This window comes from Porphyromonas sp. oral taxon 275 (genome assembly GCF_018127745.1).
Lineage (GTDB): Bacteria > Bacteroidota > Bacteroidia > Bacteroidales > Porphyromonadaceae > Porphyromonas.
This window is the reverse complement of record NZ_CP072333.1, coordinates 993,311-1,005,824: the sequence shown is the minus strand read 5'-3', so window position 1 is coordinate 1,005,824 and position 12,514 is coordinate 993,311. Positions and strand designations below refer to the sequence as shown.

Genomic DNA, 12,514 nt, shown 5'->3' with positions numbered 1-12,514 from the left:
GTCGGGATAGCCTGGCGTCTACTCGCCGATGAGCTTCATAGGGATGATAAGCGTGCAGATCTCTATGCCCTCCTCGGTCTGCAGCGGGGTGATGATCCCAGCGCGCGTCTGGTCGGTGAGGGCGATCTCGATCTGCTCGCCAGCGAAGCTCTGCAGTAGGCTCTGTAGGCAGTTGTAGTCGAAGCCTATGCGTACGAGGCTCCCAGCAGCCTGACCGCTGGCGGGGATGGTCTCCTCGGCAGAGGTCGAGATGTCGAAGTCCTGAGCGGAGATGCGTGCGCTGCCCTCGGTGAAGTCGAAGATGATGAGCGTGCTGGCCTTGCTGGCGAAGAGCGCCACGCGCTTGCTGGCAGAGATCAGTAGCGGCAGGTCGACGGTGATGTGATGGGTCGAGGAGGGCGGGATGACCGAATTATAGTTGGGGTACTTGCCCTCTAGGAGGCGTGCCGTGAGCTCGACGTGGGGAAGCTCGAAGGAGACATTCTGCTGGTTGAAGCGGATGCGTACCATGCCTGTCTCCTTCACCAGGAGGTAGCGGGAGAGGAGCGCCGCGATGCGCGAGGGGAGGCAGAAGGACATCTGCTGCCCGCTCTTGATGTTATTGTCCGTATAGCGTACGAGGATGCGTCCGTCGGAGGCCACGGCTACTAGCTTCTCCTCGAAGAAGTCGAGGAAGACCCCCGTCATGATGGGGCGGCGCTCGTTGTCGCTAGCGGCGAAGACCGTCGACTCAATGGCGCGCAATAGTGCGGGGGCGGGTAGCTCGATGCTGTGCTCGGGGTCGAAGGCGATGGACTCGGGGAAGCTGTCGCTATCGATGGCGAGGAAGCTGTAGTGTCCATTGCTGTAGACGAGGTTGGCCTTGCCCTCCTGCACCTCCAGCTCGATGGGCTGATCGGGGAGCTCACGTAGAGCGTTGAGGATGGTGTCTGCGCGTACGGCGAAGCTGCCATCACCCTCGAGGCTCTCGACGGAGAGCCTGCTGGTCATGCGATTGCTCTGATCTGCAGCTACGAGGGTTAGCTCTGCTCCGGATAGCGAGAAGAGGATATTCTCCAGTACAGGTACGGCTGCACTGCTCTTGCTATTGATTACCTTGGCTACGGTCTGTAGCTGCTGGTAAAGCTCATTGCTGGATACTACGAACTTCATTGCGTCTATGTTGTATTATGTGTCTCGCAAATATACGCCTTTTGCCCCAATGCGCCCTAAGGCAAAGCGCTCGGGTAGGGGGAGGCTCCCCTCCTCTCGGCTCTGCCTTGGGGCGTAGCTCAGGGGCAGAGAGCCCCTAGCGCGATGCGGGCATAGGGGAAGGAGCACTGAGGGATATCAGTCAGGAGGCTGAGGGACGTCCATCACGCGCGCGAGGGCTATCAGTCACGCCGCTGAGGGATATCCCTCGCGGAGCTCAAGGGAGGCTGCCGCTTCGCTTCGCCTCCTGGCTCGCTCCGTCGAGACCGAGGCTGGGGCTCGCTGCTGGCGCTCTTCGACCTCCTTGCTTCCCTGCGTCTACTCCTTTATTATATAGGAGGGGCTAAGCGGGGGAGAGGGCCTCGGCGAGCTCGATGAGGCGGGCGAGGGTCTTGCGGTTGCGCGTGGTGGCGGTGATCTTTAGCTTCTTCTCTACGAAGTTATTGCTGAGCCTAGAGCGGCTGGCGTCCGTGGGAATATAGAGGTAGAGACGTCCCGCGACGGCGCGCAGCTCCTCGGCGCCGTAGTCCTCCTGACATAGAGCCTCCAGTCGCTCGGGGTCGATCGTGTCCATCGTCGTGGGGTAGAAGACGCGCTCCTCGAGGTAGTCCGTACCGAAGGGACTGCAGGCGAGGTGCGCCCGCAGCTCCTCGGCCGTGGTCGTGATGACGCCGAGCTCGGCTCCGCAGTAGGCGCGTATGATCTCGGCGATACGTGCGGAGGTCTCTTCTGGGGATAGGGGCGAGCGCAGGACGATATTCCCACTCTGTATGTAGGTCGTGACGTCGGCGAACTCTGCCGCCTCGATGGCCTCACGTAGCTCGGACATCTTGGGGATGCGGTTCTTGCCGCTGGGCATTACGCCTCTGAGGAGTACGATGTAGCTATGCATAATCGGGATAAAGATAATGCCCCCGCGTGCTCTCTAGGAGGGAGCCGCGGGGGCATCGTCGGTTGAATGGCTAGCCCTCAGTCGAAGGGGCTATGCAGGCGCAGAAGGAGGGGACGAGGTTGCGGTCCCCGAAGCCGTTGTCGACACGTGCGACGTTGATCCAGAACTTGTTCTCACGCAGGTAGGGCAGCGGGTAGGCTGCCTTCTCGCGTGGGTAGCTGTGGCTCCAGCTGTCGGAGACGACCTCGTACTCGGGGTGCGGGGCATTCTTCAGGACGTTGTCCTCGGCGTCTATGCGCCCTTCCTTGACCTCTTGGATTTCCTCCCAGATGCACTGCATGACCTCGAGGAAGCGGTCCAGCTCGGCCTTGCTCTCACTCTCGGTAGGCTCGATCATCAGCGTGCCGTGGACGGGGAAGGAGAGGGTGGGGGCGTGGTAGCCGAAGTCCATGAGGCGCTTGGCGATATCGCTCTCATCGACGCCGCAGGTGTCCTTGAGGCGGCGGCAGTCGAGGATGAGCTCGTGCCCGACGCGTCCCGTAGCACCCGTGTAGACGATGCCGTAGGTATCCTTGAGGCGGACGGCCAGATAGTTGGCATTGAGGATGGCCGTGCGTGTGGAGCGCTCCAGGCCCTTAGCCCCCAGTAGACGGATGTAGGCGTAGGAGACGACGTCGATCCCGGCGCTACCCAGCGGAGAGGCCGCTACGACATTGCCCTCGATGGGCTCGAAGTCTACACCGTAGCCGTGCGTGGGCTGGTAGGGAGCGAGGGCCTCAGTCATGCAGATCGGGCCGCTACCGGGGCCACCACCGCCGTGGGGGATGGCGAAGGTCTTGTGTAGGTTGAGATGGCAGACGTCAGCACCGATGAATCCTGGGTTGGTGAGGCCTACCTGAGCATTCATGTTCGCCCCGTCCATGTACACCAGCGCGCCGCAGTCGTGGACCCGCTTGCAGAGGTCGATGATGTTCGTCTCGAAGATCCCGTGCGTACTGGGATAGGTTATCATCATCGCTGCGAGGCTGTCGCGGTGCTCCTCGGTCTTCTTCATGAAGTCGTCCCAGTCGACGTTGCCCTGCGCGTCGCAGGCTACGATGACGCACTGGTAGCCGCACTGCGAGGCCGAGGCGGGATTGGTGCCGTGGGCCGAGGCAGGTAGGAGGACCTTGTCCCTATGCCCACCGCCATGCGCCTCGTGATAGGAGCGTATGGTGCGCAGACCTGCGTATTCGCCCGCTGCTCCCGAGTTGGGCTGGAGGGAGACGACGGGTAGGCCCGTGATTGTCGCCAGGAGCTCCTTGAGGTTCTCCAGCAGCTCCAGCGAGCCTGCCACCTGGTCCTCGGGCGCGTAGGGATGAATGTTGCAGAAGGCGGGATTACTCAGCGGAATGACTTCGCTGGCGGCGTTGAGCTTCATCGTACAGGAGCCGAGGGAGATCATCGAGTGCGCCAGGGAGATGTCCTTACGCTCGAGGCGCTTGATGTAGCGCATCATCTCGGTCTCGGTGTGGTACTTATTGAAGACCTCGTAGGAGAGGAAGGGCGAGGTACGCAGATGCTTGCGCTGGATGTAGATGCTGTGCTCGCTGACCTCGTCGTTGAAGTTGCTCTCCTTGCCGAGGGCCGAGGCGAAGATGTAGCAGAGCACGCTCAGATCCTCGGGCAGGGTCGTCTCGTCGATGCTCAGAAGGACGACACAGCCGCAGGGTGCGTAGAATAGATTGACGCGGCACTCAAGGGCGAGCTCGCGCAGCTTGTCGGCGAAGCCAGCTTCCTCAGGCAGGACGACACAGAGCGTGTCGAAGAAGTCCTCATGCAGCAGACGGTATCCCAGATCGCGCAGCTTGCCCGCGAGGAAGCCCGCGTAGGAGTGTACGCGGCGAGCGATATGCTTTAGCCCTTCGGGACCATGGTAGACGGCGTAGAAGCCACTCATCGACGCTAGCAGGGCCTGCGCCGTACAGATGTTGCTCGTGGCGCGCTCACGCTTGATGTGCTGCTCGCGCGTCTGCAGCGCTAGGCGGTAGGCCTCCTTGCCCATGCGGTCCTTACTCAGACCGATGATGCGGCCAGGGAGGGTACGCTTATATTCCATGCGACAGGCGATATAGCCTGCCGAGGGGCCACCGAAGTACATGGGGATGCCGAAGCGCTGTGCCGAGCCGAAGACCACGTCTGCGCCCCATTCGCCTGGAGGCGTCAGCAGTACAAGCCCGAGGAGGTCAGCAGCGACCCCTACCTTAATATCTGCCTCGTGTGCCTTCGCTACGAAGTCACTGTAGTCGTTGACTCCACCCATAGCCCCGGGGTACTGGACGACAGCCCCGAAGTAGTCCGCCCCGAAGTCGAAGTCCTGCCACTTGCCCAGTACGACCTCTATACCCTGCGGGATACAGCGCGTGGTGATGACGTCGCGCGTGGAGGGGAAGACATCCTTGTCGACGAAGAGACGACGGGCTCCTGCCTTGGTCTTGGCCTTGCTGCGCTCGTTGAAGAGCAGGAAGGCCGTCTCCGCCCCAGCCGTAGCCTCGTCGAGCAGAGAGCAGTTGCTCAGTGGCAGCGCCGTGAGGTCAGTGATGACGGACTGGAAGTTGAAGAGCGCCTCGAGGCGTCCCTGCGAGATCTCGGCCTGATAGGGCGTGTAGGAGGTGTACCAAGCGGGGTTCTCCAGTACGTTGCGCTGGATGACTGGGGGCAGGACGGTGTCGTACCAGCCCTGACCGATGTAGGAGGTGAAGACCTCATTCTTGGAGGCGAGGTCGGCGATATGCTCGGCGAACTCCCGCTCCGTCATGGGCTCGGGTAGGTCGAGGGGCTCGGAGAGACGGATGTTGTCGGGGAGGGTCTGCGCGATCAGCTCATCGAGGGTCTTGACCCCGATGGTGCGTAGCATCTCCTCGGCATCCTGGGCTCCTACGCCGATATGGCGGAGGGAGAAGTCATTGGTGTTCATAGGCGAACGGTGCTATAGTGATAATGTTAGTGAGTCAAGGTCTGTAGCTGGACTACAGCATACCAAAGGTACATATTTCGCTGCTAGTCCCCAAACCGCTCAGCCGCCTAGCACCAGCCCTCCGTGGACTGCCTTCGTACACCCTCCCTGGCCCTTCGTCTTCGTCCCGATCTATACCGCGTCCGGGCTCGCCTTTAGCCTCCCCGAGCTCCAAGACTCGTTGGGCGGGGGCGAGGGATAAGGCTGACGAAGCTGAGGGATATGGGGGACGGGCAAAAGTAATATAATAATTGGAGGAAAGTTATATAATAATCCGCTGAAAGTAATATAATAATTGGCTAAAAGTAATATAAGAAATCTCCGTGAGGGATATCCCTCAGCTCAGCCCGCCTTAGCTCGGAGCTCGGTGGGGGCTAGCCTGTAGCAGGCCGCGGGCCTTATCCGAGCCACTGCCGTGCGGTGACTCAGCCTGGTGGTAGCGAGGGCTAGGCTCAGCAGAATCCTTATCTTTGCGTTATCAGTAACACAAGTCAACCTATACATATATATAGTATGAAGCGATGGATTAGCCTAGGGCTCCCCTGCCTCGCCCTAGGGATAAGCGTGCTCGTCGGCTGTAAGAGCTCGGGCAGCAGCGCCCTGCAGCAGAAGGCCACGGGTAAGCCCGGCGAGCTGATGCTCGTCATGGACAAGCAGTACTTCGAGGCTCCTATGGGGCTCAAGCTCTACGATCTCCTCGAGGAGGATGCCCCCTCCCTGCCTCAGGCTGAGCCCAGCCTGCGCATCTCGCGCGTGCCGACACAGTCCTTCACGGGCTTCATGCAGCTGGTGCGCAATGTCCTCATCGTCGACGTAGATAAGGAGCGCTACACGACGACCTCGATGAAGTACAGCTACGACGACTGGGCCAAGGGGCAGGTCGTGATGCGTATGACCTCACCCACCCCCGACTCGATCATGAACTATCTAGGGAGCAAGGGCGAGGGGATCATGAACGTCTTCGTGCGCCACGAGCTCTTCCTCTTCGGCGAACTGCTAGCTAAGCAGTACAGCACGCGTGCCCAGCACTTCACCGATAGCCTCTTCGGACGTAGCGTCAACGTCCCTGAGGACATCCGCAATCAGAAGGTGGCGAAGGACTTCCTCTGGATGTCCAACTCCTCCATGCGCTCGCGTCACGATATCCTCGTCTATAGCTACCCCTACACAGGGCCTAAGAGCATGGGCCTCGATGCCCTCGTGGCCAAGCGCGATAGCGTGCTGCGTACCAATATTGCAGGCGAATTCGAGGGCAGCTATCCCTGCACGGAGCAGAACTACGGCCTGCTCTACCGCCGCGTACAGCTCCCTGGCGAGGAGAGCCCACGCGCCGAGGTGCGCGGCCTGTGGAAGATGACGGGCGGCGCCATGATGGGCGGTCCCTTCGTCAGCCACGCGATCCTGGATAAGGCCGCGCAGCGTGTCCTCGTCTTCGAGGGCTTCGTCTACCGCCCCAACGAGGATAAGCTGCACCTCATCCGCATGATGGAGGCAGCGCTCTACAGCCTGCGCCCCAGCAGCGTCAAGGCCTTCGACCCTGAGCTCATCCTCAAGGCCGCTTACACTAAGGGCTTCTAGCGAGAGATGGCAGCACGACGTATCAAGGTCGCCATCACGCACGGCGATATCAATGGCATAGGCTACGAGCTCCTCTTCAAGATCTTCGCCGATGAGCGCATGACGGAGCTCTGCACGCCTGTACTCTATGGCTCGGAGGCTGCCGCCCAATGGTGGCAGCGACAGCTCCAGCTGGAGCAGCCCGTCAGCTGGCAGCTTATCACGGGCGCCGAGGAGGCACGGGAGGGACAGCTCAACCTCATCGACTGCGCAGGCTCGCGCAAGGTAGAGGTACATCCTGGGGAGGCGCATGAGGAGGCGGGGATGCTTGCCTTCGAGGCGCTGGAGCGGGCTACGGCCGACCTGCGCAATGGCCTCTGTGACGTCCTCGTCACGGCTCCGATCAATAAGGCGGTCATGCCGCAGCAGCTCTTCCCCTTCAAGGGGCACACCGATTATCTCGACGCCCTCGGGGCGGTGACGCCTGGCGAGAGCCTCATGGTACTCGGGGCTCAGGACTGCCGCGTGGCGCTCGCGACGACACACATCCCTGTGGCGGAGGTCGCCCGTAGTCTCAGTGAGGAGCTCATACTGACGAAGCTCTGCCTGCTGGAGCAGGGTCTGCAGCGTGACTTCGGCATCGTCAAGCCGCGTCTAGCGGTGCTAGCGCTGAACCCACATGCGGGAGACAAGGGGCTGATCGGCAAGGAGGAGGACACCATCATCCGTCCTGCGCTGCAGCGCGCCTCCGATGCGGGGCAGCTCGTCTTCGGCCCTTACCCTGGAGATGGCTTCTGGGGAAGCTCCCAGGTGGATAGCTTCGACGGCATCCTGGCCATGTACCACGATCAGGGACTGGCGCCCTTCAAGGCGCTCTATATGAACGAGGGCGTCAACGTGACGCTGGGGCTACAGTTTGTCCGTACCTCTCCCGACCACGGCACGGGCTACGACATAGCGGGCAAGGGGATCGCTGACCCCACCAGTCTACGTACGGCCATCTACTGGGCGCTGGATATCTATCGCTGCCGTCAGCGCTATGACGAGGCGACACGCTACCCCCTGCGCCGTCACTACCACAATAGGGGCCGCGACGATGAGCGCATAGACCTCAGCGCTGTGCGCGACGACTACTAGCGCCCCGCTCCCCCCTAGCTACAATCTATGAGTGCCCCCCCACTAAAGATCTACACCGCCTCGGCAGGCTCGGGTAAGACCTATGCCCTCGTGCGCGAATACCTACGTCTCGCCCTCGACGGAGACCCGCGCAGCTACCAAGGCATACAGGCAGTGACCTTCACCCGAAAGGCCACTGCGGAGATGAAGGAGCGTATCCTAGAGGAGCTCCATCAGCTGAGTCAAGGGCGCTCTCGTATGGCAGCCGAGCTCCTCAGGGAGCTCGGCTGCTCCTCGTCTGAGCTGGAGCGTCGCGCTCGCCTCATGCTGCGCACGCTTCTCGAGGAGTATCAGCGCTTCAGGATACGTACCATTGACTCCTTCTTCCAGGAGCTCATCCGCAGCTTTGCCCACGAGCTCGGGCACAGCGGAGCGCTACGTCTGGAGACGGATACGGTCTACGTCCACAGCTACGCCATCCAGGCCCTCTTCGCCGACATCGACCAGGGCAAGGCCGACAAGACCCTTAGGGACTGGATCATGCACCTAGCCCTGGATAGCATAGACCAAGGGCGGAGCATACGGGTTGAGACAGGGCTGAAGAACTTCGCAGGGCAGCTGGAGCGCGAGGCTGTGAAGAAGCAGCTGATCGCGGGCACCTTCCCCCATCACGAGGATCTGGACGCTCTGGAGCAGAGCCTCCGAGCCTATCGCGCCTGGGCTAAGGCCGAGGTCATACGCATCCATCGAGGCCTCCTCGATGAGCTGCAGCAGGCAGGACTGGCACTCCAGGACCTCAGCTACGGTGAGCAGGGTGCGCTGGCAGCAGTGCTCCATGCCGCGAAGCTCGAGGGGACGAGCCTCCTCAAGGCTAAGGCTCCCCTGACCAGTGCCAAGCGCTGGAGGGACTGGAAGGCCACGGGCTACAACGTGGAGGGGCTCCTGAAGAAGGGGCAGGAGGGCAAGGCCGCAGGGCTCTCGGCGGCGACTCTAAGGGAGCTCGGGGAGGCCTTCGACCAGCTCTGCCGCGACCATGCCCCTAGCCTCGAGGCCGTGACAGCGATGCTCAGGCAGCTGAGCTTCTACCGGCTCCTCATCAAGATCAAGGAGAAGCTGGACACGCTGCGCAATACCGAGCGCCTCAGCGTACTGAGTGACGCGCCTACGCTAATCGCCCACCTGCTGCGGCACGTCGACCCTGGGCAGTCGCCCTTCTTCTACGAGCGTATCGGCACGCGCATCGCGCACCACATGATCGACGAGTTCCAGGACACGAGCCAGATGCAGTACGAGAACTTCCTCCCGCTGCTGCGCGAGGCCGTGGGTAACGGGCAGGACAGCCTCCTCGTCGGGGATGCCAAGCAGAGCATCTACCGATTCCGCAATGCCGATAGCAGGCTCCTCTCGTCCGTCGGGAGCTACTTCGGTGAGGAGGCTGCCGAGACCATCCCGCTGGATACGAACTGGCGCAGCACCCCCGAGATCATCCACTTCAACAACGCGCTCTATCCCGAGCTGGCACGCCTCCTAGCCGATCAGCAGCAGGTCGAGGAGAGCGGGCTCGGGGCAGCAGAGCAGCAGCGGCTGCGCCAGCTCATCGATCAGTCCTTCGGCATCTACAGCACCGAGCAGGTCGCCCAGCAGGTGCCCGAGGCACATGCCGAGCGTGCGGGGCTCGTCGCGCTGCACTATGTCGACCTCGGAGCCCAGCAGGAGACGGAGCCTGAGCCCTCCGAGACGGAGGGAAGCGAAGAGGGCGAGGTCGACGCCAGCCGCTACCAATCCATCATCCCCGTCATCCTTGACCTCCAGCGGCGCGGCTATCGACCCTGCGATATCGCTATTCTCGTGCGTGGGAGTAAGGAGGCTCAGGCTATCGCCGAGGTGCTGCAGACGACCGTCCTCCCGAGTGAGGAGGCCGAGCGCTGTAGCCTCGACTTCACCTCTCAGGAGGCCCTTGTCCTAGGCGGAGCCTATAGTGTAGGCTTCCTCATCTCGGTCTTCCGCTACATCGCCCAGCCTTCGTCGCGCTACCATCGTACATATCTGCAGCTCTACTACGAGCAACTGCGGCTGCAGAAGGGGCAGGAGTTAGGCTGCGAAGAGGCTCCTCATCTCTCCGAGCTGGAGGAGGCGGGAGAGCTAGCTGAGTCCTTCCTCGCGACGCTGGCGCATGCTGGGCGGCGTGGGCTCTTCGAGCTCGGCGAACTGCTGATCCATTACTTCGGCCGCCTGCTCCTTGAGGCGGAGGAGGCCTACGTGATCTTCTTCCTCGAGCTCCTCCAGGAGCATGAGGTGCATGAGGGCTCGGATCTAGCGGCCTTCCTCAGCTACTGGGATGAGCGCGGATCAGGGCTGACTATCGTTGCCCCAGAAGACGAGCGCAACCTCCGCCTCATGACGATCCACAAGTCCAAGGGGCTCGACTTCCCCGCTGTCCTACTCCCCGACCTCGACTGGAAGATCTATGACGGAGGGCGGCGAGCTGAGATGCTGTGGTGCCCCCTCGAGCGGGAGCGCTTCCCCGAGGAGCTCCAGCTGCCTATGCGCCGCGATGAGGAGCTGGGGGCGGTGCCGCGCGTGGCCTACGTCCCCGTGGAGGCTACCAGTAGCCTCGCCTATAGCTCCTTTGCCCCCGAGTACTACGAGGATCGTGTGAACCGTGCCCTCGATGCCCTCAATCTCCTCTATGTGGCGACGACACGCCCCGCCCGAGAGCTCCATCTGTGGCTGCCTCAGCCCGAGGAGGCCAAGGAGAAGCCCCAGGCGAGCACAGTGGCTGAGCTCCTCACGATGCTGGGGCTAGAGGAATTGCTCTCGAGCCTCGGAGGCTCCTCGCCGCGCTTTGTGACGACGCCAGCTACAGATCCGCTGGCCTATAGCCTACCCGAGCTCCCAAGCTATAGCCCGAAGGGCGCAGCGGCGGAGGAAGGTCTGCCCCTCCGTATCCAGCAGCTAGAGGCCTATCCCTCGAGTCGGCGTATCGCTGTCCTTAGGGAGGGGCTGGATCACTTCATCGAGGACAGCCCCATACGCAATGGCCGTGTGATGCACGGCATCCTCGAGCGTATCACGACGACGGCTGATATCCCCGCTGCCCTGGATGAGGCCGTGCTGGATGGCCTCGTCAGTGAGGAGCACCGCCCTAGCATCCAGGAGCAGCTCGAGGCGATCACGACTGCGGAGGCGACGCGGCGCTGGTTTGACGGCTCAGGGCGTGTGCGTACCGAGGCTACGATCATCGGCGGGGAGCGTCACGAGGTACGCCGCCCCGACCGTATCGTCTTCTACGAGGATGAGCAAGGGGAGCGGGTTGAGCTGGTAGACTATAAGTTCGGCAAGCCTCAGCCTGGCTATCCCGCGCAGGTGCGCCGCTACATGCAGCTGATGCGTGCCATGGGCTACGAGCGCGTGACGGGCTACCTCTGCTACATCACCGAGGGGGAGCTCCAGGTCAAGCTCATTAGTTAGCCTTCTCCTCACTGGTGCTTAGGGGGATCTCCTTGCCAGCTCCTTCCCTAATTACGGCAGTTGCCGCGAGTCCTCTACGGCGGTCTCGGGGCGGCTGCCTTTTTAGTGCTTGCTTCACTTAGGCTAGGGGAGGATGTGCCTCTTAGTCTTTGCTTTGGCTACCTCGCCTTGTCCTATAGGGTGGCTTTGAGTTCTCGTCCGAGGTATCCTAGCTAAGGAGCTAAGTGCGGCAAGTGCCTCGTCCCATTGCTTTGAGGGATATCAGTCAAGGAGCTGAGAGACGTCCTTCACGCCGCTCAGGGATAGCTGTCAGCTCCCTGACTGATAGCGCTTAGGATACCCCCCCTAGGAGGGCGTGCTGCTTGGTCTTCTTCGACTAGCTGCTCTCCATAAGGGAGAGGCAGGGGCTGCGACCGCATCACAGCTTACTCAATGCTTGTGCATTGCCGACTGAGGAGAAATCGTACCTTTGCGTGGACAGGGCTCATGATAGAGCCCTGATAAAGGAACAAGTAACCCACATTATTCGGAAAGTATGAAGAAGATGATTCTCGCCGCAGTGCTCGCTGTAGCTGCGGTCGGATCCCTACAGGCACAGCATCATCCCGAGGGACAGAGTCCTAAGCATCCACAGAGCTGTCTCCCCTTGACTCCTAGCTGCTGCAAGGGACAGTCTGGCCTCAAGGCAAGCAAGGGTAAGGTGACCACCGAGTTCGCCCTCTCGCTCAAGGGGAGTAATCCTCTGCTGCAGCTGCAGGACGGGTCACAGGTATCGGGATTCGGTACGGGTGCGCTGCGTGCCCGCTACTTCCTGCAGGATCAGCTGGCGCTACGTGGTAGCCTAGGGCTCGGCATCATGAGCGAGGAGGTGAATTCTCAGAAGGTGAGCAGCACGCTCTTCGACCTTGGCCTTGGTATCGAGAGACACTTCCGCGGCACGCGCCGCTTATCCCCCTATGTAGGTGCCGACCTCAAGCTGTCGCTGCTGAACGCTGACACCAATGGCGGCGGGATCCACACGGGGCAGCGAGATGGGCATGCCGTCGGGCTGAACCTCCTGCTCGGTGCAGACTACTATGTCCTGCCTAAGATCTACGTCGGGGCAGAGGCTGGCCTAGGCCTGCACGTGGGGAGCATCGAGGCCGGAGGCCGGAAAGCTAGCTTCACCAATGTAGCTACTGGTATGCTCGGTGGCCTGCGCATCGGCTTCGTCTTCTAGAGGGGGCTTAGCTGCCGTCCTCTACGGAGCATAACTACAAGGGGGCGCTCTCCAGCTGGAGAGCGCCCCCTTG

At 61.7% G+C, this 12,514-nt stretch carries 7 protein-coding genes; 4 read left to right on the top strand and 3 right to left on the bottom strand.

Going from position 1 to position 12,514, the window contains the following annotated elements; all coding sequences use genetic code 11:
- Positions 1-18: 18 nt before the first annotated feature.
- The 3 genes from dnaN to gcvP form a co-directional block, all read right to left on the bottom strand.
- The gene (dnaN, locus tag J4862_RS03970; protein ID WP_211789437.1) at positions 19-1,152 is read right to left on the bottom strand and encodes a DNA polymerase III subunit beta; all 1,134 of its coding nucleotides are present in this window, start codon (positions 1,150-1,152) and stop codon (positions 19-21) included.
- A 382-nt stretch (positions 1,153-1,534) separates the two neighbouring features.
- Positions 1,535-2,083, bottom strand: a complete 549-nt coding sequence (locus J4862_RS03965) for a DUF1697 domain-containing protein (protein ID WP_211789436.1) — start codon at positions 2,081-2,083, stop codon at positions 1,535-1,537.
- Positions 2,084-2,153: 70 nt separating this feature from the next.
- Positions 2,154-5,039, bottom strand: coding sequence for an aminomethyl-transferring glycine dehydrogenase (gcvP, locus tag J4862_RS03960; protein ID WP_211789435.1), 2,886 nt, complete (start codon positions 5,037-5,039; stop codon positions 2,154-2,156).
- A 552-nt stretch (positions 5,040-5,591) separates the two neighbouring features.
- On the opposite strand from gcvP, the gene J4862_RS03955 reads away from it, so the two are divergent.
- The 4 genes from J4862_RS03955 (at position 5,592) to J4862_RS03940 (ending at position 12,441) form a co-directional block, all read left to right on the top strand.
- Positions 5,592-6,656, top strand: coding sequence for a DUF4837 family protein (locus J4862_RS03955; protein ID WP_211789434.1), 1,065 nt, complete (start codon positions 5,592-5,594; stop codon positions 6,654-6,656).
- A 6-nt stretch (positions 6,657-6,662) separates the two neighbouring features.
- Positions 6,663-7,772 carry a 4-hydroxythreonine-4-phosphate dehydrogenase PdxA gene (pdxA, locus tag J4862_RS03950; RefSeq protein WP_211789433.1) on the top strand — a complete coding sequence of 370 codons (1,110 nt, stop codon included), beginning with the start codon at positions 6,663-6,665 and terminating at the stop codon, positions 7,770-7,772.
- A 27-nt stretch (positions 7,773-7,799) separates the two neighbouring features.
- On the top strand, positions 7,800-11,222 hold the full coding sequence (locus tag J4862_RS03945) for an exodeoxyribonuclease V subunit beta (RefSeq protein WP_211789432.1): 3,423 nt from the start codon (positions 7,800-7,802) through the stop codon (positions 11,220-11,222).
- A 535-nt stretch (positions 11,223-11,757) separates the two neighbouring features.
- Positions 11,758-12,441: an outer membrane beta-barrel protein gene (locus J4862_RS03940; RefSeq protein WP_211789431.1), complete on the top strand. Its 684-nt coding sequence runs from the start codon at positions 11,758-11,760 to the stop codon at positions 12,439-12,441.
- The last annotated feature ends 73 nt before the right edge of the window (positions 12,442-12,514 follow it).

What these genes read in the sequence shown, in the direction of transcription:
- pdxA (WP_211789433.1), top strand. Translation starts at nt 6,663, where the DNA reads ATGGCAGCACGACGTATCAAGGTCGCCATCACGCACGGCGATATCAAT.
- J4862_RS03955 (WP_211789434.1), top strand. Translation starts at nt 5,592, where the DNA reads ATGAAGCGATGGATTAGCCTAGGGCTCCCCTGCCTCGCCCTAGGGATA.
- gcvP (WP_211789435.1), bottom strand. Translation starts at nt 5,039, where the DNA reads ATGAACACCAATGACTTCTCCCTCCGCCATATCGGCGTAGGAGCCCAG.
- J4862_RS03940 (WP_211789431.1), top strand. Translation starts at nt 11,758, where the DNA reads ATGAAGAAGATGATTCTCGCCGCAGTGCTCGCTGTAGCTGCGGTCGGA.
- J4862_RS03945 (WP_211789432.1), top strand. Translation starts at nt 7,800, where the DNA reads ATGAGTGCCCCCCCACTAAAGATCTACACCGCCTCGGCAGGCTCGGGT.
- dnaN (WP_211789437.1), bottom strand. Translation starts at nt 1,152, where the DNA reads ATGAAGTTCGTAGTATCCAGCAATGAGCTTTACCAGCAGCTACAGACC.
- J4862_RS03965 (WP_211789436.1), bottom strand. Translation starts at nt 2,083, where the DNA reads ATGCATAGCTACATCGTACTCCTCAGAGGCGTAATGCCCAGCGGCAAG.